Here is a 19,700-nt window from a genome sequence, read left to right on the forward strand (position 1 = left end):
CATGAACTGGACCCTCGCCCTGCCGGAGATCGTGCTGGCGCTCTCCGGCCTCGCCATCCTGGTGGCCGGCGTGCTGCCCCGGCGCGACATGACCTTCCCCTGCACCATGATGGTGCTGGGCGCCTTCCTGCTCGCCGGCGCCTTCGTGCTGGCGCAGCCCGATGGCATGGCCTTCGCTGGGCAATATATTGCCGACGCCTTCGCCCGCTTCATGAAGGTGTTGGTGCTGGCGGGCGCCGCCTTGGCGCTGCTGCTGGCGCTGGACTGGAATCGTGCCGAAGGCCTGTCGCGCTTCGAATACCCCGTGCTCGTGCTGTTCGCGACGCTGGGCATGATGGTCATGATCTCGGCCAATGACCTGATGAGTCTCTATCTGGGGCTCGAACTGCTGTCGCTGCCGCTCTACGTCATGGCCGCCTTCCACCGCGACAACGCCCGCAGCTCCGAGGCCGGCCTCAAGTATTTCGTCCTGGGCGCGCTGTCCTCGGGCCTCATGCTCTACGGCATGTCGCTGGTCTATGGCTTCGCGGGCACCACCAATTTCGCGCAGCTGGGCCAGACGTTGGGCGGCGGCGCGCCGATCTCGGCGGGCGTGGTGGTGGGCATCGTTTTCATCATCACTGGCCTCTGCTTCAAGGTCGCGGCCGTGCCTTTCCATATGTGGACGCCCGACGTCTACGAAGGCGCGCCCACCAGCGTCGTCGCCTATTTCGCGACGGCCACCAAGGTCGGCGCCATCGCGGCCATCGTGCGGGTGCTGTCCGGTCCCTTCGGCGGCGCGGTGGACCAGTGGCAGCAGGTGATCGTGCTGGCCTCCATCGCCTCCATGATCCTGGGTGCCTTCGCGGCCATCGGCCAGACCAACATCAAGCGGCTGATGGCCTATTCCTGGATCAGCCACACGGGCTTCGTGCTGATGGGCCTTGCCGTCGGCACCGAGGCCGGCCTGCGCGGCGTGCTGATCTACACGCCCATCTACCTGATGATGAGCCTGGGCGCCTTCAGCGTGCTGGTGGCCATGCGGCGCAATGGCCGCGCGGTCGAGAACATCCAGGACTTGGCGGGCCTCGGCCGCACCGACCCCGCGATGGCGCTCGGCATGGCCATCTTCATGTTCGCCATGGCGGGCATTCCGCCGCTCTCGGGCTTCTTCGCCAAGCTCTATGTGCTGCTGCCGGCGGTGGAGGCGGGCTTCTGGCTGATGGCGGTGGTGGCCGTGCTGTCGTCCGTGGTCTCGGCCTACTACTACCTCCGCGTGGTGAAGGTGATGTATTTCGATCACCCCGCGGGCGCTCTCGATGCGCGCACCGCCGGCGTCTCCTTCGTGCTGGCCGGCACGGGCCTCTTCACCATGTTCTTCTTCCTGATGCCCGCGCCGCTGCTCGCGGCCGCGCGCCAGGCGGTGGCGGCGCTGATCGGGTGAGCGGGCTGGCCTGGCGGCTCTCCATCGAGGAGAGCCTGCCCAGCACCCAGACCCTGGTGGCCGAACGCGCCGAGGCGGGGGAACCCGCGGGCCTTGCCATCATGGCCCGCCTTCAGACGGCTGGGCGCGGCCGCGCCAGCCGTGGCTGGAGCAACCGCCCCGGCAACCTCGCCATCTCCATCCTGGTGCGGCCCGAGGCCGAGGCGCGCGCAGCCGGGCAGTTCGCCCTGCTTGCCGCCGTCGCGCTGCACCAGGTGGCCGTGTCCCATGCCGCCGTGCGGCTGCGCTGGCCCAATGACCTCATGCTGGGCGAGGCGAAGGTGGCCGGCATCCTCACCGAGGCCTCGCTCCGGCCCGGCGGGGCGATCGCGCATGTCATCTTCGGCATTGGCGTGAATCTGGCCCACGCGCCCCCGGTCGAGGGCCGCGCCACCGCCTGCCTCGGCCCCATCCCGCCCGAGCGCTTCGCCTGGGCGCTGCTGGAGGCGCTGGGCCAGTGGCTGGACCGCCAGGCGCGGGAGGGCTTCGCGCCCATCCGCGCTGCCTGGATGGCAGCTGGCCCCCCGCCGGGCACGCCCCTTTCGGTGCGGCAGGGCGACAGTTTCATCCGGGGGCGCTACGAAGGTCTCACCGAGGCGGGCGCGCTGCGCCTGCTCACGGAAGAAGGCCCGCGCAGCTTCCATGCGGGCGAGTTGGGAGAGGTCTGAATGCTTCTGGCCGTGGATGCCGGCAACACCAACGTGGTCTTCGCCGTGCATGACGGGGCGGAATGGCGCGGCCGCTGGCGCATCGCCACCGATCCGCAGCGCACCAGCGACGAATACGCCGTGTGGCTGCTGACCCTGATGCAGCATGCGGGGTTGCGCCCCGCGGACATCACGCGCTGCGTCATCGGCACGGTGGTGCCGGCCGCGCTCTACAACCTCCGCCGCCTCAGCCGTGACTGGTTCGGGGCGGAGCCGCTGGTGGCGCGTTCCACCCTCGACTGGGGCTTCCACATCGACGTGGAACGGCCGCAGGAGGTGGGGGCGGACCGTCTGCTGAACGCGCTGGCGGCGCATCACCATTACTCGGGCCCGCTCATCGTCATCGATTTCGGCACGGCCACCACCTTCGACGTGGTCGCGGCCGACGGCGCCTATCTGGGCGGCGTCATCGCGCCGGGCATCAACCTTTCCATCGAGGCGCTGCACCGCGCGGCCGCCCGGCTGCCGCGCATCGGCATCGGCCGCCCGCAATCGGCCATCGGGCGCGACACGGTGGCCGCCATGCAATCCGGCATCTTCTGGGGCTATGTGGGACTGATCGAGGGCATCGTGTCCCGCATCCGCGGCGAGGCCGAGCTCCCAGGCATGAAGGTGATCGCCACCGGCGGCCTCGCGCCTCTGCTGGCCGAGGGCACCACCATGATCTCCCGCGTGGACCAGGACATCACCCTTGAGGGGCTTCGCCTGTTGGCAGGCCGTAATCCCGCCCCCATCTCACAAAAAGACATGATGTGACGAATTCCCAAGATATGAACGACCTTGCCTTCATCCCCCTCGGCGGCACCGGGGAAATCGGGATGAACCTCAACGTGTATCGCTGCGATGGCCAGTTGCTGGCCGTGGATTGCGGCATCGGTTTCGGCGGCCCGGACAACCCGGCCGTGGACATCATGGTGCCCGACCCAGCCTGGCTGGCCGAGCGGCGCGATGTGCTGCAAGCGCTGGTCATCACCCATGCGCATGAGGACCATGTGGGCGCGGTGGCCCATCTCTGGCCCTCGCTGCGCTGCCCGGTGGTGGCGGGGCCCTTCGTCTCCGCGGTGCTGCGGCGCAAGCTGGCGGAGGCCGGCCTGTCGCAGGAGGTGCAGATCATCACCATCCCAGCGCCCGGCCGGCGCAGCTTCGGGGCCTTCGACCTCGAATTCCTGCGCGTCGCACATTCGGTGCCGGAGGCCAGCGCCGTTGCCATCCGCACGCGCCATGGCATGGTGGTCCATACCGGTGACTGGAAGCTCGACCCCTACCCGCTGATCGGCCCGCCCACGGACGAGGCCGGCTTCGCGCGCCTGGGCGAGGAGGGCGTGCTGGCCATGGTGTGCGACAGCACCAACGCCATGGTGGAAGGCCATTCGGGCAGCGAGGCTGATGTGCGTCGCAACTTCGCCGCTCTCATCAGGGGGCTGAAGGGGCGCGTGGCGGTCAGTTGCTTCTCGACCAACCTGGCCCGAATCGAATCGATCGCCCTTGCCGGGATCGCGGCGGGGCGCGACGTGGCGCTGTTCGGGCGGTCCTTGCGCAACGCCGTGCAGGCCGCGCGGGAATGCGGTTATCTCGAAGCCGTGCCCGACTTCCTCTCCGAGGAGGAGGCGGATTCGCTGCCTGACGACAACCTGCTCATCATCTGCACCGGCAGCCAGGGCGAGGAGCGCAGCGCGCTCGCCAAGATCGCGGGCGACACCCACCCCAACATCTCGCTGGGCAAGGGCGACACGGTCATCTTCTCCTCGCGCATGATCCCGGGAAACGAGCGCGCCATCCTGCGCGTCCAGGACGAGCTGTCGCGCCGCGGCTGCCGGGTGATGACGGCCGATGACCATGCGGTGCATGTCTCCGGCCATCCGGCGCGGGATGAGCTGAAGCGCCTCTACGCCCTGGTGAAGCCGCGCTTCGCCATCCCGGTGCATGGCGAGTGGCGGCATCTTTCCGAACACGCCGCCCTGGCGCGCGATTGCGGGGCCGAACCCATCCTGATCGAGGATGGCGACCTGGTGCGCCTCAGCGGCAACAAGCCCGAGGTCGCGGGCAGCGTGCCCGTTGGGCGCCTTGCGGTGGATGGCAACCGGCTGCTGCCCTTGCAGGGCGGGCTGATCGGCGCGCGCAAGCGCATGCTGTTCAACGGGATCGTGATGGCAAGCCTGGCGGTGGATGCGGAGGGGCGGGTCATGGGCCGCCCGCGTGTCTCCGCCCCCGGCCTGTTCGACGCCGAGGGGCCGGAGCCGCAGCAATTGGCCGATGAGCTGGCCCGCGGCATCAACGACCTGCCCAAGGGGCTGCGCCGCGAGGACGACTCGCTGATGGAGGCGGCCCGCGGTGTGCTGCGCCGCGCGCTGGGCCGGCGCCTGCGCAAGCGGCCAAATGTCGAAGTCCACCTTCTGCGGGTCTAGGCCATGACGTTTTCGATGGGTTGGTTCATCAGCTTCGTCATCTTCGCCCTGGTGTGGTGGACGGTGCTGTTTTGCGTGCTGCCGGTGGGGGTGAAGCCCGATGTGCAGGGCGACATCGAGGCCGGCGGCTGGCGGGGCGCACCCACCAAGCCGATGATCTGGCGAAAGCTGCTCTGGACCACCGTCATCTCGGTGGTGCTCTGGGTGGCCATCGTTCTGCTGGTGGACAGCAACATCATCAGCTTCCGCGATGAGTGGCTGGCGATCCCTGATCGCTGAGATCCGCACAAGAAAAAGGCGGCTGCTGGATTTTTACCAGCTTGCCGCCTGCGTTTTGGGCAATCGCGTTGGGTTGCCCGTTTTTTCGCCGTCTGCTGACCCGTTTTGCCGTTGAGCGACACCGGGCCTTTGCGGCATTTTCCACGTCAGAGAGAGGGCTTTCCTCTTTCTGCCGTGTGACTGGCGTTTCCTCCCTTAACTTGGGCCGCTCCCTGACGGGGGTGGCCCTTTCTTTTTTTTAACTGGTTGCGCCCCCGAACATCAAGACATTTTTGGGATTAATTTGATGCTGCGGCGCAGCATTCTTGCGTGCGGCGCGTGGGTTCCGCAGCGATGTCGCCGCCCGGCCAGGGCGATTTGAGGCCGGCCCGATCTGCGCTACAGCAGACGCGACCTGCCCCATGTGGCACTTTCCCGGGAACCAGACCTTGCGCCTTACCCGTGCCTTCCTGCCCACGCTCAAGGAAACGCCTGCCGAGGCGCAGATCGTCTCGCATCGCCTCATGCTGCGCGCGGGGCTGATCCGGCAGACCTCGGCCGGCATCTACACCTGGCTGCCCGCGGGCCTGCGCGTGCTGAACCGCGTGGCCGACATCGTGCGCGAGGAACAGGACCGCGCCGGCGCGCAGGAGGTGCTGATGCCCACCATCCAGCCCGCCGAACTCTGGCAGCGTTCCGGCCGCTACGAGGATTACGGCAAGGAGATGCTGCGCATCCGCGACCGGCACGACCGCGAGATGCTCTACGGCCCCACCAATGAGGAAATGATCACGGACGTGTTCCGTGGCTATGCCACCTCTTACCGGGACCTGCCGCGCAACCTCTACCACATCCAGTGGAAGTTCCGGGATGAGGTGCGCCCCCGCTTCGGCGTGATGCGCGGCCGCGAATTCCTGATGAAGGACGCCTATTCCTTCGACCTGACGGCCGAGGGTGCCCGCCACAGCTACCGCCAGATGCTCTACGCCTACCTCCGCACCTTCCAGCGGATGGGCCTGCGCGCCCTGCCGATGCGCGCCGATACCGGCCCCATCGGCGGCAATCTCAGCCACGAATTCATCATCCTGGCCGAGACGGGCGAGAGCACCGTCTTCTACGACGCCGCTCTGGAGGAGATTGACTGGGCCGCCAAGGCCTTCGACTTCGACAGCCAGGCCGACATGGAGGCCTGCTTCAACCTCGCCACCTCCGCCTATGCCGCGACCGAGGAGATGCAGGACGAGGCCGAATGGGCCAAGGTCCCCGCCGAGCGCCAGCGCACCGGGCGCGGCATCGAGGTCGGCCACATCTTCTATTTCGGCACCAAGTATTCCCAGCCCATGGGCCTCTCCGTCGCCGGGCCGAATGGCGAGGCGGTGGTGCCCGAGATGGGCAGCTACGGCATCGGCGTCTCCCGCCTGGTGGCCGCGCTGATCGAGGCCAACCACGACGAGGCCGGCATCAAGTGGCCCGACGCCGTCGCGCCCTGGAAGCTCGCCATCCTGAATCTCAAGCCTGGGGACGCCGCCTGTGACGCGCTCTGCGAGAAGCTGCATGCCGCCTTCCCCAACCAGGCCATCTATGACGACCGGCCGGAGCGCGCGGGCGTGAAGTTCAATGACGCCGACCTGATGGGCTTCCCCTGGCAGGCCATCATCGGCCCGCGCGGGGCGGCCGCCGGCCGCGTCGAGTTGAAGCGCCGCATGACGGGCGAACGCCTTGAATGCAGCTTCGACGAGGCGTTGGCCAAGTTGGGCGCCTGATGTTCAACGCCTTCGAACGCAAGGTCGCGGCGCGCTACCTGCTCTCGCGGAAAAGTGATCGGTTCACCTCGGTGATCGCGACCTTCTCCTTCCTCGGCATCATGCTGGGGGTGGCGACGCTGATCATCGTGATGTCCGTCATGGGTGGGTTCCGGCAGGAATTGCTGGGCCGCATCCTGGGGCTGAACGGCCATATGGGCGTCTATGCGGCCGAGCGGGGCAACCTGACCGAGTTCGACGCCGTGGCCGCGGCCATCCGCCGAGTCCCCGGCGTGACGATCGCGACCCCGGTGGTCGAGGGCCAGCTTCTGGTCACCAGCGACGCTGGAGGTGCCACGGGCGGCCTCGCCCGAGGCATCCGGCCTGACGATCTGCGCGCGCGCCGCATCATCGCCGACAACATCCGCGCCGGCAGCCTCGCGCAGTTCGAGGGCGATGACGCGGTGGCCATCGGCACGCGGCTGGCGCTCAGGCTCGGTGTGAATGTGGGTGACCGCGTCACCCTGGTCAGCCCGCAGGGCCGCACCACCGTCATCGGCACCGTGCCGCGCCTGCGCGCCTATCGGGTGGTGGCGCTCTTTGAAGTGGGCATGAACGAATACGACAGCGGCTACGTCTTCATGCCGATGCAGGCCGCCCAGCTCTATTTCCAGACGGGCGATGCCGCCACCCAGGTCGAGGTCTTCGTGGAAGACCCCACGCGGGTGCGCGCGGTGAACCAGGCCATCCGCGCGGCCCTGGACCGACCCGTGCGCATCCTGGACTGGCAGGACGCCAATTCCAGTTTCTTCGCCGCGGTGCAGGTGGAACGGAACGTCATGTTCCTGATCCTCACCCTCATCATCATCGTGGCGGCCTTCAACATCATTTCCTCGCTGATCATGCTGGTGAAGGACAAGGGGCGCGACATCGCGGTGCTGCGCACCATGGGCGCCACGCAGGGCGCCATCCTGCGCATCTTCCTGTTGTGCGGCGCTTTGATCGGGGTGGTGGGCACCACGCTCGGCTTCATCCTGGGGGTGGTGTTCTGCCTGAACATCGAGAGCATCCGGCAGTTCATCCAGACGCTGTCGGGGGCCGAGCTGTTCAGCGCCGAGATCTACTTCCTGACCCAGCTTCCCGCCGTGCTGAACTGGCGCGAGGTGGCGCAGGTGGTGGCGCTGGCTTTGTCGCTCTCGCTGCTGGCCACCATCTATCCTTCCTGGCGCGCGGCGCGCACCGATCCGGTGGAGATGCTGCGCAATGAGTGATCCTCTTCGTCTCGCCGGCGTCGCCCGGCGCTACCGCACCGAGGCCGGCGCGCTGGAGGTGCTGCGCGACGCCGACCTCACCATCGCCCGCGGTGAGATCGTGGCCCTGGTCGCCCCCTCGGGCACCGGCAAGTCCACCCTGCTGCACCTCGCGGGGCTGCTGGAACGGCCCGACGCCGGCGAGGTCTTCATCGCGGGCCAGGCCGCCGGCACGCTAGATGATGGCGCCCGCACGGCCATCCGCCGCAACACCATCGGCTTCGTGTACCAGTTCCATCACCTGCTGGCCGAGTTCACGGCGGTGGAGAACGTCATGCTGCCGCAGATGACGGCCGGCGTGGCCGCCGGTCAGGCGCGGACGCGGGCCGCGGAGCTGCTGGGGACCTTTGGCCTCGCCGCGCGCCTCGACCACCGCCCGGGCAAGCTTTCGGGGGGCGAGCAGCAGCGCGTGGCCATCGCGCGTGCGCTCGCCAACAGCCCGGCCCTGCTGCTGGCCGACGAGCCCACGGGCAACCTGGACGCGACCACGGCCGGCATCGTCTTCGCGCAGTTGCTGGCCGAGGCACGGGGCAGGGGCCTTGCCGCTCTCATCGCCACGCACAACCCGGAACTGGCGGCCCGGATGGACCGCGTGGTGACCCTGCGGGACGGGCGCATCATCCCCGGCTGAGGGGCGGTGGACAGCGGCGCCGCGCCGCCCCACCTTTGCTCCACAGCCAGGAAGGAAACACGACATGGCCGAATACCCCAATGTCCAGCTTCACATCGCCGGCCAGTGGCGCGGTGGTGAGGGCGGCAAGACGATCGACGTGCTCAACCCCGCCAGCGAGGAAGTGGTCGGCACCGTCGCCCATGCCAGCCAGCGCGATCTGGACGCGGCACTGGAGGCCGCCGAGCGTGGCTTCGCCGCCTGGCGCAAGGTCAGCGCCTATGAGCGCAGCAAGACCATGCGCAAGGCCGCCGACCTGCTTCGCAGCCGTGCCGACGCCATCGCCCGGCTGATGACGCTGGAGCAGGGCAAGCCCGTCGCCGAAGCCAAGATGGAGGTGATGGCCGCCGGCGACATCATCGAGTGGTTCGCCGAGGAATCGCGCCGCACCTATGGCCAGGTGATCCCGGCGCGCGGCCCGGGCATCTACCAGCTCGCGATCAAGGAGCCGGTGGGCCCCGTCGCCGCCTTCACGCCCTGGAACTTCCCGATCAACCAGGTGGTGCGCAAGCTGTCGGCCGCGCTGGCCGCCGGTTGCTCCATCATCGTGAAGGCCCCGGAGGAGACGCCGGCCAGCCCCGCCGAACTCATCAAGTGCTTCCTGGAAGCGGGCGTGCCGGGCGACGTGATCGGCCTCGTCTACGGCGTGCCCAGCGAGATCAGCAGCTACCTCATCGCGCACCCCACCATCCGCAAGGTGACGTTCACGGGCAGCACGCCCGTGGGCAAGATGCTGAGCGCCATGGCCGGGCAGCACATGAAGCGCGTGACGATGGAGCTGGGCGGCCATGCGCCGGCCATGATCTTCGACGACGCCGATGTGGAGCTCGCGGCCAAGACGCTCGCCATCGCCAAGTTCCGCAACGCTGGGCAGGTCTGCGTCAGCCCCACGCGCTTCCTGGTGCAGGAGAAGGTGTACGACCAGTTCGTGGCCAGCTTCGTGAGCCACGCCAAGGCCATCCAGGTGGGCGACGGCATGGCTGCCGGTACCACCATGGGGCCCATGGCCAATGAGCGCCGCGTGCCGGTGATGGAAACGCTGATCGCCGACGCGAAGGGCAAGGGTGCCGAGATCGTCACCGGCGGCAACCGCATCGGCAACAAGGGCTATTTCTTCGAGCCGACGGTGGTGGCCGGCGCCACGACCGACATGCGCGCCATGAACGAGGAGCCCTTCGGCCCCGTCGCCCTCATGCGCCCCTTCAAGGACCTGGAGGAAGTGGTGGGCGAAGCCAACCGCCTGCCCTTCGGCCTGGCCAGCTACGCCTTCACCAGCAGCGGCAAGACGGCGCAGGCGCTGGCGGCCGGGGTCGAGGTGGGCATGATGACCATCAACCACCTGGGCCTCGCGCTTCCGGAAGTGCCCTTCGGCGGCGTGCGCGACAGCGGCTATGGCACCGAGGGCGGTTCGGAGGCCATCGACGCCTATCTGAACACGAAGTTCGTCAGCCAGTTCGGGCTTTGACGCTTCGCTTCCCCACGAAATCGCTTCGCGGTTTCGTGGGGGCCCCGGCCTGGCGTTGATCCTGGGCGGGGGCACCGCGTTGCCGCGGCAAAGCCGCGGCGCCGCCCAAGGGGGCGTCACGGCCTCCGGCGCGCTACACTGGGCGCAGTCTCGGAGTCGCGCATGGGCTTTGTCCACCTCCACACCCACTCCGCCTATTCGCTGAGCGAGGGCGCCATCAAGGCCGAGAAGCTCTCGGCGCTGGCGCTGGCCGCGAACATGCCGGCGGTGGCGCTGACCGACACGGCCAATCTCTTCGGCGCGCTGGAATTCGCGCAGGCGGCGGCCGGCAAGGGCATCCAGCCCATCATGGGCTGCCAGCTCTGGCTCTCGCGCGGGGAGTCGCACAGCGACCCCAACCGCAACGGCGCGGATGTGGTGACCGCGCTCGCCATGGATGCGGAGGGCTGGGGCAATCTCCAGCGACTTTCCTCGCTGGGTTGGCTGGGCACCGACATCTCGGGAAAGCCCGCTGTCACGCTGGACCAGCTTCTTGCCCATGGGGCGGGCATCTTCCTGCTGACGGGGGGCGACCATGGCCCGCTGTCGCGCCTGCTGGCCGAGGGGCGGCGCGATGCGGCGGGGCAGGTGTTGCACGCGCTGCGGGAGGGCTTCGACGGGCGCCTCGCGGTGGAGCTGATGCGCCACCACACCGACCGCCAGGCCGCCCTCGAACCCGGCCTGCTGCGTCTGGCCGATGAGGCGGCGCTGCCCATCGTCGCCACCAACGACGTCTATTTCGCCGAGGCCAAGATGCACGAGGCGCATGACGCGCTGCTTTGCATCGCCGAGGGCCGGCTCATCACCGAGGCGCAGCGCCGGCGTGTCACGCCCCACCACTGGTTCAAGCCCGCGGACCAGATGCGCGCCCTGTTCCAGGATCTCCCCGAGGCCTGCGACAACACGCTCGCCATCGCGCGGATGTGCGCCGTGATGGCCGAGGTGAAGAAGCCCGAACTGCCGATCTGCCCCAAGGTCCAGCCCGGCCGCACCGAGGCCGAGACGGTGGCCGACATGGCCCGCACGGGCCTCGCGCGCCGCTTCCCCGAGGGCGTGCCGCCCGTCCACGCCGAACGGCTGGAATACGAGCTCACCGTCATCGAGCAGATGGGGTTCTCGGGCTACTTCCTGATCGTGGCCGACTTCATCCAGTGGGCGAAGGCGCAGGGCATCCCGGTGGGGCCGGGCCGCGGTTCGGGCGCGGGCTCCGTCGCGGCCTGGGCGCTGTCCATCACCGACCTCGATCCGCTGCGCTTTGGTTTGCTGTTCGAGCGCTTCCTGAACCCCGAGCGCGTCTCGATGCCGGACTTCGACATCGACTTCTGCCAGGACCGGCGCGACGAGGTGATCGACTATGTCCGCCGCGAATATGGCGAGGAGCGCGTCGCGCAGATCATCACCTTCGGCAAGCTGCAGGCCAAGGCGGCGGTGCGCGACGTGGGCCGCGTGCTGGGCATGCCCTATGGCCAGGTGGACCGCATCGCGAGTCTGATCCCGAACAACCCCGCCAACCCGGTCAGCCTGAAGGATGCCATCGCGGGCGAACCGCGCCTCAAGGACATGCAGGCGAGCGACGAGGCCGTGGCGCGGCTGCTCGACATCGCGCTGCAGGTGGAGGGGCTCTATCGCAACGCCTCCACCCACGCGGCGGGCGTGGTCATCGGCCGGCGGCCGCTGATCGAGATCACCTCCATCTACCGCGACCCGCGTTCGCCGCATCTCATCACCCAGTATTCGATGAAGCATGTCGAAAACGCCTCGCTGGTGAAGTTCGACTTCCTGGGTCTCAAGACGCTGACGGTGCTGCAACGCGCCGTGGCCCTGCTGAAGGCGCAGGGCATCACGGTGGACATCGACGCCCTGCCGCTCGATGACGCGCCCACCTATGCCATGCTGGCGCGCGGCGATGCGGCGGGCGTGTTCCAGTTCGAAGGCCAGGGGATGCGGGACTGCCTGCGGTCCATGCGCCCCGATCGCTTCGAGGACCTGATCGCCGCCGTCTCGCTCTACCGACCCGGCCCGATGGAGAACATCCCGGCCTATTGCGCCCGCAAGCATGGCGAGACGTGGGAGGCGCCGCACCCCTCCATCCAGGACATCCTGGGCGAGACCTATGGCATCATGGTCTACCAGGAACAGGTGATGCAGATCGCCCAGGCCATGGCGGGCTATTCGCTCGGCGGCGCCGACCTGCTGCGCCGCGCCATGGGCAAGAAGAACAAGGAGGAGATGGCGAAGCAGCGCGACATCTTCTGCGAGGGCGCCGCGAAGAACGGCGTCTCGGCGGCCAAGGCCGGCGAGGTCTTCGACCTCATGGAGAAATTCGCCAATTACGGCTTCAACAAATCTCACGCCGCGGCCTATGCGCTGGTGGCCTACCAGACGGCCTGGCTGAAGGCGAACCACCCCGTCGCCTTCCTCGCCGCCTCCATGACGCTGGACATGGACAAGACCGACAAGCTCGCCTCCCACATGCAGGAGGCCGCGCGCCTCGGCATCAAGGTGCTGCCGCCGGACATCAACCGCTCCGCCGCTGAATTCACCATTGAGGCGCATGACGGCAAGCCCGCCATCCGCTTCGCCCTCGCCGCCATCAAGCGGGTGGGGCTGGCCGCCATGCGCGACCTTGTGGACGCGCGCGGTCAGGGCGGAGATTTCACCAGCCTGGCCGATTTCGCCGCCCGGGTGGACCCGCGGCTGCTCAACAAGATGCAGCTGGAGAACCTGGCCAAGGCCGGCGCCTTCGACAGCCTGGAAGGCAACCGTGCGCGCCTGGTCGCCGGTGCGGAGACCGTGCTGCGGCGCGCGCAAGCCAGCGCGGAGGACCGCGCCAGCAACCAGATCGGCCTCTTCGCCGAGGTGGAGCAGGGCCCGCCCATGCTGCGCCTGCCCGAGATGCCGGACTGGCCCACCCTGGACAAGCTGGGCTTCGAGGCGGAGGCGGTGGGCTTCCACCTCTCCGCCCACCCGCTCGACACCTACAAGATGGCGCTGCGCCGGCTGGGCTGCACGCCCTCGGCCCTCATCGCGGAGAAGGCGCGGGCGGGGTCCACGCGGCTGAAGCTCGCCGGTACCGTCACCGCGCGCAAGGAACGCAACACCAAGACCGGCAGCCGCATGGCCTGGGTCAGCCTCTCCGACCAGACGGGCGGTTATGAGGTCACCTTCTTCAGCGAGGTGCTGAACCGCGCACGCGAATTGCTGGAGGATGGGAAGGCCGTGCTCGTCACGGCCGAGGTCCGGCTGGAGGGCGAGGCGCTGCGCCTCACCGCCCAGGACATCGAGGCGCTGGACAAGGCGGCGGCCGGGGTGGGGCAGGGGATGCGCATCATCCTGGAAGCCGCCAGCGCCCTGCCCGATATCCGTGCTCTGCTGGAGCGCGACGGGCGCGGCCGCGGGCGCGTGAGCCTCGTGCCGCAACTTGGGCCCGGCCAGGATGTGGAGATCACGCTGCCGGGCGGCTGGAATGTCTCGCCGCGGATGATGCAGGCGCTCAAGGTGCTGCCCGGCGTGGCCAATGTGGAGGAGGTGTAGCTACTCCTTGGCCCGCGCATCCTTCGCCAGCAGCTTGGCCTGGGACTGCATGCGATCCAGCAGCCCCAGTCCCAGCGCGCCGGCCACGAAGGTGACATGGATGCCGATGGCCCAGCCCAGTTCCCGGTCCGAGAGCGAGGCGATGTCCATGAATTTCTGCAGCAGGTGGATGGAGCTGATCGCCACGATGGCGATGCCGACCTTCAGCTTGAGGTTGCCCGGGTCGAGGTTGGACACCCACTCGATCTTGGAGGCGCCCTTCGCATCCGTCAGCCGCGAGACCAGGCTGTCATAGGAGGAGATGGCGACCATCGCGACCAGTGAGGCGACCAGCGCGCTGTCCACCAGGTAGAGCAGGCCGAGCAGCATCTGCGCGTCAGAGGTGGGGGTCAGCGTGTCCGCCGCGAACTTCCAAACCTTCACCAGGAAGCGCACGGCATAGGCCGCCAGCGCCACCGCGAGGCCGAGATAGAAGACCACCAGAATGTACCGGCTGGCCAGCACCGCCCGGTCGGATAGATTTTGCATGGGACGCATCGCCGCGTTCAGGGATGAAGGAACCATAGAATGATTCAACGTCTGGCCGAAGAGGGGCGCCTGTCGGGTGCCGTGGTTCATGGCGGGCTGGTCTATCTCGCGGGGCAGGTGGCCGATGACGCCACCCTCGATGCCGAAGGCCAGACCGCCGACATCCTGCGGCAAATCGATGCGCTGCTGGCCGAGGCCGGCACCAGCAAGAAGAACTTGCTGAGCGTGCAGATCATCTTGGCCGATATCCGCGACGCGCCGGCGATGAACCGCGCATGGGACGCCTGGCTGGACCCCACCGCCAAGCCCGCCCGCATGACCATCCAGGCCCCCTTGGTGGATCCGGCGTGGAGGGTGGAAATTACGGGCATCGCCGCCATCGCAGGATAGCGCCCGGCCGGACTCCGGCGGCGGGCAACGGAAGGGTCGTGGCAGCGTTTCGTGTAGCGTAGATTCCGCCACCCCTTCACCCCCATTTCGCCGCATTGCCGATCATGATGTGACAGCATAAGCAAAGTGAAGAACGCAAGTGACACCCGGCACCCCTGATTTCTGGCACCGCAAGCGCGTCCTCGTGACCGGCGGCGCAGGCTTCCTCGGCTCCAACCTCTGCCATGCCCTGGCGGGGCTCGGGGCGCGGGTCACCGCGCTCGACGCCATGCTGCCCGATGGCGGCGCCAACCCCGCCAATCTGGAAGGTGCCGGAGTGATGCTGGTGCGCGGGGATCTGCGCGACACGGAACTCGCCACGCTCTGCCAGGGCACCGAGGTACTGTTCAACCTGGCCGCCCAGACCAGCCATATGGGCGGCCAGCGTGACCCGGTGGCGGACATCGCCATCAACGCCGTGGCTCAGGTGCGGCTGGTGCAGGCCATGCGCGAGGCGGCGCCGGAGGCCGCGGTGGTCCATGCCTCCACGCGCCAGTTCTACGGCCGCCCCATCAGCCTGCCGGTGGACGAGCTGCACCCCGTCAACCCACCCGACGCCAATGGTGTCTCCAAATGGGCGGGCGAGCAGTATTGGCTGCTGGAAAGCCGCGTGCTGGGCCGGCCCGTGGTCTCGCTGCGCCTGACCAACTGCTATGGCCCGCGGCTTCGCATCGCCGATGCGCGGCAGACCTTCCTTGGCATCTGGATGCGCCGGGTGCTGGAAGGCGAATCCTTCGAGGTGTGGGGCGGCGCCCAGCTGCGCGACCTCGCCTATGTGGACGACGTGACCCGCGCCTTCCTCACGGCCGCTGAACAGGCCGGCAAGAGCGATGTGACGGGGCGTGCCTTCAACCTCGGCGGCGCGCCGCCCATCTCGCTGCTGGACCTCGCGGAGTTGCTCATCAAGGCCAATGGCGGCGAGGGAAGCTACGTCACCCGCGAGTTCCCGGCCGACCGCGCCCCCATCGACATCGGCAGCTACCACGCCGACGACCGTGCCTTCCGCGCCGCCACCGGCTGGGCGCCGCGCGTTTCCCTGGATGATGGCCTCAAGCGCAGCCTCGAATGGTATCGTGCGCGCATGGCCGACTACGCCTTCTGAAGGACGACCCACCGATGAACGCCCCCCATGCCATGCTGCCCTTCGCCGACCCGGGTGCGGGCTATCGGGCCTTGCAGCCCGAGATCGATGCCGCCGTGGCCCGTGCCCTCGCCTCGGGATGGTACATCCTGGGCGCTGAGGGCGAGGCCTTCGAGCGGGAATTCGCCGAGTGGCTGGGCCTGCCGCGCGCCGTGGGCTGCGCCAATGGCACGGATGCGCTGATGCTCATCCTGCGCGGCATGGGCATCGGCCCGGGCTGCACCGTTGCCACAGTGAGCCACACCGCCGTCGCCACCGTGGCCGCCATCGAGATGGCTGGCGCCACGCCCCTGCTGCTCGACATCGACCCCGAGACCTACACCATGGACGCCGACGAGCTGGCGGCTGTGCTGGAGGAGCCCCCGCCCGGCCTGCCGCCCATCCGCGCCGCCATCCCCGTCCACATCTATGGCCAGGCCTGTGACCTCGGGCCCATGCTGGAGGCCTGCCGCGCCGCCGATGTGCGCCTCATCGAGGACTGTGCCCAGGCCCATGGCGCGGCCTGGCAGGGCCAGCGCCTCGGCACGCTGGGTGAGGCGGCTGCGTTCAGCCTCTACCCCACCAAGAACCTGGGCGCGCTGGGCGATGGCGGCATCCTCGCCACCGCCGATGCCGAGCTGGCCGACCGCATCGCGGCCATCCGGCAATATGGCTGGAAGCGCCGCTACATCAGCGACTTGGTGGGGGTCAACTCGCGCCTGGATGAGCTTCAGGCCGCAATCCTGCGCGTCAAACTCCAATACCTGGACGCGCAGAACGCCCGCCGCCAGCAGATCGCGGCCGCCTATGACGCGGCGCTGGCGGGCACGGGCCTGACCCCGCCCGTGCGCCGTCCGGGCTGCGAGCATGTCTTCCACCTCTATGTGCTGCGCCACCCCGAGCGCGATGCCATCATGGCGGCGCTCAAGGCCCAGGGCATCGGCACCGGCATCCATTACCCCGTGCCGGTCCACGAACAGTCGGCCTATGAGGGCCGCGTGGCGCTCGGTCCCGCCGATTGCGACGAGACCTCCCGCGCAGCGCGCGAGGTCTTCAGCCTGCCTATGTACCCCGAACTGACGGATGAGCAGGTGGAACGCGTCTGCACGGCCCTGCGCGCGCTCTGACCGCGCGGGTCACCCAGGCCAGGGCAGGTCGAGCCAGGACAGGTGCCCGCCCTTGCCGGCCCCCGTGTCCAGGAACACGGCCTGCCCACCGGAGCGCCCGCGCAGCGGCAAAGGCCGCCCGTCGCGGGAGCGCTGGTCATGCCCGCAATAGACGGTGATGCCGGGCGGGATGGAATCGAGCCAGTGCAGAACCCGCTCCGGGAAGCCATCCGACGCCGTGCGCCCCGTCACCTGGCCATAGAGCGCACGGGCCAGGGCGCCCTCGGGCTTGCTCTCTCCCGCCGCGGCGGGGGAGGCGCCAAGCAGCATGGCCGGATGGTAGGCCGCATGGACGAAGATCCAGGGGCCAAGGCGCAGCCAGGCTGGTGCAAGGCTGATCTGGCGGATGGCGCAGCGTGCCAGGGTCTCGCCATCCTCGGCGGCGCTCAGCTGGTCCAGCGTGCGCGGCACGGCCTCAGCGGGGCTGCGGACGCGGGCGCCCATCAGGGCGCGCCGCAGCTTGTGGTCATGGTTGCCCAGCAGGAAGACGCCTTCGCCCGCTTCCCGCATAGCGAAGGCCATCCGCAGCGCGCCGGGCGCGTCCGGGCCGTAATCCGTCAGGTCGCCCAACTGGATGACGAAGCGCCCCGCTGCGCGCGCGCCCTCCAGCGCGGCGCGGAAGGCCGGCGCGTCGCCATGCACATCGCCCACCACGCGCAGCCCGGTGAAGCCCTTCTCCCGCAGCCCGGCCAGGTCAGGTGTCACGCCGGCGCGGCCTCGGCCCGCAAGGCCGCATAGGCGTCCAGCGCCCGTGCCCGCCCGGCGGCGTGTTCGACGATGGGGCGTGGGTAGTCCGCGCCCAGCCGCACCCCTGCGCCGCGCAGCACGAGGTCCGGTGCCTCCCAGGGCTTGTGCAGATACTTGTCCGGCAGCTTTGCCAGTTCGGGCACCCAATGCCGGACATAGGCACCATCGGCGTCGAACTTCTCGCCTTGCAGCGTCGGGTTGAACACGCGGAAATAGGGCGCCGCATCCGCACCGCAGCCCGCGACCCACTGCCAGGAGGCACTGTTGGAGGCGAGGTCGCCATCGAGCAGCGTGTCCCAGAACCAGGCGGCGCCCGCCTGCCAGGGCTGGAGCAGGTGCTTCACCAGCAAGGAGCCCGCGATCATCCGCACGCGGTTGTGCATCCAGCCCATGCGCCAGAGCTGGCGCATCCCCGCATCCACGATGGGATAGCCGGTGCGGCCCCGCTGCCAGGCGCGCAACAGCTTCGCGTCCGGCTGCCAGGGGAATTGTGCGAAGTTGGCCTGGAGCGGCGCCTCGGGCAGTTCCTGGCGGTGCCAGAGCAGGTGGTAGGAGAATTCCCGCCAGAGAATCTCCTTCAGGAAGGTGGCCTCGCCCTTGGCGCCGGCCTCCCGCGCCGCGTGCCAGACCTGCCGGGGCGAGAGTTCGCCGAAGCGCAGGTGGGGTGACAGGCCGGAAGTGCCCTCCACGCCCGGGGTATTGCGGGCGCCGTCGTAACCCTCCAGCGCGCGCGCGGCGAAGCGCCGGAGACGTGATCGCGCGCCATCCTCGCCCGGGGTCCAATGGCGGGGGAACTCACGCCACCAGTCGCGCTCGGGCAGCAGGCCGAGCGTTTCCAGCGGCACCCCTTCGGCCGCATCGGCCGGGGCGTGCAGCTTGCCCGGCGCGGGCAGGGGCGGGGGCGGCTCTCCCAGCGCGAAGATGGCGCGGGAGAATGGGGTATAGACCGAATAGGGCTTGCCCTGTCCGGTGCGGACCCGGTGCGGCTCGTGCAGCAGGCTGGAGCTGTGCAGCACCAGCCGGCGCCCTTCCGCCTGCAGCGCCTTGGCCACCGCCTCGTCGCGCCGCCGCGCCCAGGGTTCGTAGAGCCGGCCCGCATGGACTTCCGAGGCGCCAATGGCGGCGGCGAGCTGTGGCACCACCGCCTCCGCCCTTCCCACCGCCAAGTGAAGCGTGGCGCCGCGCGACGCCAGCGCATCCCGCAGCGCGGCCAGGCTGTGGTGCAGCCACCAACGCTGGGCGCCGCCATGGGCCCATCCGGCGGCCGCCTCGTCATCCAGGATGTAGCAGGCCAGAAGCGGCCGATCCTGGGCCGCATGAAGTGCCGGATTGTCGTCGAGGCGGAGGTCCTGGCGGAACCAGATGAGGGCGGGTGTCATGTCATTGCAGATGTGGGGCCGATCCGCCGGAGCCGGAACCCCGCAACCGGCACAAAGCTTGGGCGTTGGTTTTCCACGGGTCCGAACAGGACCCACACATGCGCAGAAGGAAACCCCCCATGCTTCACCGACGCCTGATGCTTGCCGCCCTGCCGACCCTGGTCGCCGGCGGCGCCTTCGCCCAGACCGTTGGCACCACCACCGCGCCCGCGCCCCTCTCCACCCCCTCCGTCCAGGGCGGCCAAGTGACGAATGTGGTGGACACGCTCGCTTCCGCGGGTGGGTTCAACCAGTTCCTGGGCCTCCTGCAGCGCGCGGGCGTGATCGAGCAGCTGCGCGGCGCGGGTCCCTTCATCCTGCTGGCGCCGAACGACGTTGCGTTGAACCGCGCGCCGCAGAGCTTCATCTCCCAGCTGGCCCCCGCCCAGCCGACGGGGCAGCAGTCCTCCGGCGATCCGGAGCGCCTGCGCGCCTTCGCCAACAGCCATATTGTGCAGAGCGACCTGCGGCTGTCGGCGATCATGGGCCGCAACACCGAGCTGCGGACGCGCAACGGCAATGTCATCGTGATCGAGGCGCAGCCCGGCACGGCCGTGCGCGTGCTGGACACCATGCAGGGTGGCCAGGGCGCCGGCGGCCTGAGCATCGAGGGCCGTCAGCGCAACATCGAGGTCGCGGAAATCCGCGCCACCAATGGCGTGGTCTGGCCGATCAGCCTGCCGATCCTGGTCTGATGATG

17 protein-coding genes are annotated in these 19,700 nt (G+C 69.0%); 14 read left to right on the forward strand and 3 right to left on the reverse strand.

The window, feature by feature from the left end:
- Position 1 precedes the first annotated feature (1 nt).
- From nuoN to dnaE, 10 genes are all read left to right on the forward strand, one after another.
- Positions 2–1,423 (forward strand): NADH-quinone oxidoreductase subunit NuoN, encoded by a 1,422-nt coding sequence (gene nuoN, locus GGQ83_RS16485; protein WP_184385979.1) that lies wholly within the window; start codon positions 2–4, stop codon positions 1,421–1,423.
- A complete protein-coding gene (locus GGQ83_RS16490) occupies positions 1,420–2,130 on the forward strand; it encodes a biotin--[acetyl-CoA-carboxylase] ligase (protein ID WP_311728476.1) in 711 nt (236 codons plus the stop codon). The genes nuoN and GGQ83_RS16490 overlap by 4 nt, the downstream gene beginning before the upstream one ends.
- Entirely contained in the window at positions 2,131–2,925 is a 795-nt protein-coding gene (locus GGQ83_RS16495; RefSeq protein WP_184385981.1) for a type III pantothenate kinase, read from the forward strand.
- Positions 2,926–2,939: 14 nt separating this feature from the next.
- A complete protein-coding gene (locus GGQ83_RS16500; protein WP_184385983.1) occupies positions 2,940–4,574 on the forward strand; it encodes a ribonuclease J in 1,635 nt (544 codons plus the stop codon).
- 15 nt (positions 4,575–4,589) lie between these two features.
- On the forward strand, positions 4,590–4,853 hold the full coding sequence (locus GGQ83_RS16505) for a DUF1467 family protein (protein WP_184385985.1): 264 nt from the start codon (positions 4,590–4,592) through the stop codon (positions 4,851–4,853).
- A gap of 428 nt (positions 4,854–5,281) precedes the next feature.
- On the forward strand, positions 5,282–6,595 hold the full coding sequence (gene proS / locus GGQ83_RS16510) for a proline--tRNA ligase (RefSeq protein ID WP_184385987.1): 1,314 nt from the start codon (positions 5,282–5,284) through the stop codon (positions 6,593–6,595).
- Entirely contained in the window at positions 6,595–7,845 is a 1,251-nt protein-coding gene (locus GGQ83_RS16515) for a lipoprotein-releasing ABC transporter permease subunit (RefSeq protein ID WP_184385990.1), read from the forward strand. Before proS ends, GGQ83_RS16515 begins: the two co-directional genes overlap by 1 nt.
- Positions 7,838–8,515: an ABC transporter ATP-binding protein gene (locus GGQ83_RS16520; RefSeq protein WP_184385992.1), complete on the forward strand. Its 678-nt coding sequence runs from the start codon at positions 7,838–7,840 to the stop codon at positions 8,513–8,515. Before GGQ83_RS16515 ends, GGQ83_RS16520 begins: the two co-directional genes overlap by 8 nt.
- 64 nt (positions 8,516–8,579) lie before the next feature.
- Positions 8,580–10,019 (forward strand): NAD-dependent succinate-semialdehyde dehydrogenase, encoded by a 1,440-nt coding sequence (locus tag GGQ83_RS16525; protein WP_184385994.1) that lies wholly within the window; start codon positions 8,580–8,582, stop codon positions 10,017–10,019.
- A 162-nt stretch (positions 10,020–10,181) separates the two neighbouring features.
- The gene (dnaE, locus tag GGQ83_RS16530; RefSeq protein ID WP_184385996.1) at positions 10,182–13,592 is read left to right on the forward strand and encodes a DNA polymerase III subunit alpha; all 3,411 of its coding nucleotides are present in this window, start codon (positions 10,182–10,184) and stop codon (positions 13,590–13,592) included.
- Here dnaE and GGQ83_RS16535 read toward each other — a convergent pair whose 3' ends face one another.
- Positions 13,593–14,120, reverse strand: coding sequence for a YqhA family protein (locus tag GGQ83_RS16535; RefSeq protein ID WP_184385998.1), 528 nt, complete (start codon positions 14,118–14,120; stop codon positions 13,593–13,595).
- 39 nt (positions 14,121–14,159) lie between these two features.
- Between GGQ83_RS16535 and GGQ83_RS16540 the strand changes: the two genes are divergently transcribed.
- The 3 genes from GGQ83_RS16540 (at position 14,160) to GGQ83_RS16550 (ending at position 16,796) form a co-directional block, all read left to right on the forward strand.
- Positions 14,160–14,510, forward strand: a complete 351-nt coding sequence (locus tag GGQ83_RS16540) for a RidA family protein (protein WP_184386000.1) — start codon at positions 14,160–14,162, stop codon at positions 14,508–14,510.
- Between the two features lie 139 nt (positions 14,511–14,649).
- On the forward strand, positions 14,650–15,651 hold the full coding sequence (locus GGQ83_RS16545) for an NAD-dependent epimerase/dehydratase family protein (RefSeq protein ID WP_184386002.1): 1,002 nt from the start codon (positions 14,650–14,652) through the stop codon (positions 15,649–15,651).
- 14 nt (positions 15,652–15,665) lie between these two features.
- Positions 15,666–16,796: a DegT/DnrJ/EryC1/StrS family aminotransferase gene (locus GGQ83_RS16550; protein ID WP_242535166.1), complete on the forward strand. Its 1,131-nt coding sequence runs from the start codon at positions 15,666–15,668 to the stop codon at positions 16,794–16,796.
- 9 nt (positions 16,797–16,805) lie between these two features.
- Here GGQ83_RS16550 and GGQ83_RS16555 read toward each other — a convergent pair whose 3' ends face one another.
- Both GGQ83_RS16555 and GGQ83_RS16560 read right to left on the reverse strand, forming a co-directional pair.
- Entirely contained in the window at positions 16,806–17,540 is a 735-nt protein-coding gene (locus GGQ83_RS16555) for a metallophosphoesterase (protein WP_184386004.1), read from the reverse strand.
- Positions 17,537–18,961, reverse strand: coding sequence for a cryptochrome/photolyase family protein (locus GGQ83_RS16560; RefSeq protein ID WP_184386006.1), 1,425 nt, complete (start codon positions 18,959–18,961; stop codon positions 17,537–17,539). The genes GGQ83_RS16555 and GGQ83_RS16560 overlap by 4 nt, the downstream gene beginning before the upstream one ends.
- A gap of 119 nt (positions 18,962–19,080) precedes the next feature.
- Between GGQ83_RS16560 and GGQ83_RS16565 the strand changes: the two genes are divergently transcribed.
- Positions 19,081–19,695 (forward strand): fasciclin domain-containing protein, encoded by a 615-nt coding sequence (locus tag GGQ83_RS16565; RefSeq protein WP_184386008.1) that lies wholly within the window; start codon positions 19,081–19,083, stop codon positions 19,693–19,695.
- Positions 19,696–19,700: the final 5 nt, after the last annotated feature.

Origin of the sequence: Roseococcus suduntuyensis (assembly GCF_014196305.1) — a bacterium.
Taxonomy (GTDB): Bacteria; Pseudomonadota; Alphaproteobacteria; order Acetobacterales; family Acetobacteraceae; genus Roseococcus; species Roseococcus suduntuyensis.

Bases quoted from the DNA above. Each gene is read 5' to 3' on its own strand.
- nuoN (WP_184385979.1), top strand. From the start codon at position 2: ATGAACTGGACCCTCGCCCTGCCGGAGATCGTGCTGGCGCTCTCCGGC.
- GGQ83_RS16495 (WP_184385981.1), top strand. From the start codon at position 2,131: ATGCTTCTGGCCGTGGATGCCGGCAACACCAACGTGGTCTTCGCCGTG.
- GGQ83_RS16500 (WP_184385983.1), top strand. From the start codon at position 2,940: ATGAACGACCTTGCCTTCATCCCCCTCGGCGGCACCGGGGAAATCGGG.
- GGQ83_RS16505 (WP_184385985.1), top strand. From the start codon at position 4,590: ATGGGTTGGTTCATCAGCTTCGTCATCTTCGCCCTGGTGTGGTGGACG.
- GGQ83_RS16515 (WP_184385990.1), top strand. From the start codon at position 6,595: ATGTTCAACGCCTTCGAACGCAAGGTCGCGGCGCGCTACCTGCTCTCG.
- GGQ83_RS16520 (WP_184385992.1), top strand. From the start codon at position 7,838: ATGAGTGATCCTCTTCGTCTCGCCGGCGTCGCCCGGCGCTACCGCACC.
- GGQ83_RS16525 (WP_184385994.1), top strand. From the start codon at position 8,580: ATGGCCGAATACCCCAATGTCCAGCTTCACATCGCCGGCCAGTGGCGC.
- dnaE (WP_184385996.1), top strand. From the start codon at position 10,182: ATGGGCTTTGTCCACCTCCACACCCACTCCGCCTATTCGCTGAGCGAG.
- GGQ83_RS16535 (WP_184385998.1), bottom strand. From the start codon at position 14,120: ATGCAAAATCTATCCGACCGGGCGGTGCTGGCCAGCCGGTACATTCTG.
- GGQ83_RS16540 (WP_184386000.1), top strand. From the start codon at position 14,160: ATGATTCAACGTCTGGCCGAAGAGGGGCGCCTGTCGGGTGCCGTGGTT.
- GGQ83_RS16550 (WP_242535166.1), top strand. From the start codon at position 15,666: ATGAACGCCCCCCATGCCATGCTGCCCTTCGCCGACCCGGGTGCGGGC.
- GGQ83_RS16560 (WP_184386006.1), bottom strand. From the start codon at position 18,961: ATGACACCCGCCCTCATCTGGTTCCGCCAGGACCTCCGCCTCGACGAC.
- GGQ83_RS16565 (WP_184386008.1), top strand. From the start codon at position 19,081: ATGCTTCACCGACGCCTGATGCTTGCCGCCCTGCCGACCCTGGTCGCC.